Annotated in this window: 1 protein-coding gene; it reads right to left on the reverse strand. The window is 54.9% G+C overall.

From position 1 onward, the window contains the following. On the reverse strand, positions 1 to 791 hold a 791-nt coding region (locus INT19_RS11855; protein ID WP_193060885.1), incomplete at both ends, for an SIS domain-containing protein.

A 791-nucleotide genomic window follows, 5' to 3' on the forward strand; every position in this document is an offset into this window, starting at 1 on the left:
ACCACCACCAACTGGTTAGGGTTCGCCACGCTAACGCGGTACCGGTATTCACTGGCAATTTCCACGTTGCACGGTATGCCAGCGACTTGCTCAATCCAGTACTTAGCCGTCATGCCCGCATAACTAGACGTACCACACGCCAGGATCAGCACGGAATCCACCTGCTCAAAAACAGCGTGCGCCTCAGCACCAAAAATACCTGGCTGCAGCTGACCTGCACCGCTGAGCATTTCTAACGTATTACCTAACGCCTGGGGCTGCTCGAACATCTCTTTTTGCATGTAGTGATTAAACTCACCCAGCTCTACCGCATTCGCAGACAGACTAGAGGTCATCACTTCCCGCTGGGCTGGCTGACCCAGGGCATCTACCAAGGTGATCGATTCACGGGTTAACCGCGCCACATCACCGTTTTCCAGGTACATCATTTGTTGGGTAACGGACAGCAGCGCCGAGGCATCAGAAGCGGCGTAGTGGCCATTATCTGCAATGCCGAGCATTAACGGTGAGCCTTCACGGGCCACGACCAAGCAATCCGGCTCTTCTTCACTCACCACCGCCAGCGCAAACGCACCTTGTAAATGTGCCACGGCGCACTGCACGGCAGAGAATAGATTTTCCGCTGGCTCGCCAACCTGGCCCTTAAAGCAGGCTTGAATAAGGTGGGCGATGGTTTCGGTATCAGTGTCTGAGGTGAACACGTACCCCAGGCCCTGAAGCTGCTCACGCAAGGTTTCGTAGTTTTCGATGATGCCGTTATGCACCACCGCCAAGCCACTGGAAATATGCGG

Source organism: Halomonas sp. 3A7M (genome assembly GCF_014897875.1).
In the GTDB taxonomy this organism is placed as follows: domain Bacteria; phylum Pseudomonadota; class Gammaproteobacteria; order Pseudomonadales; family Halomonadaceae; genus Vreelandella.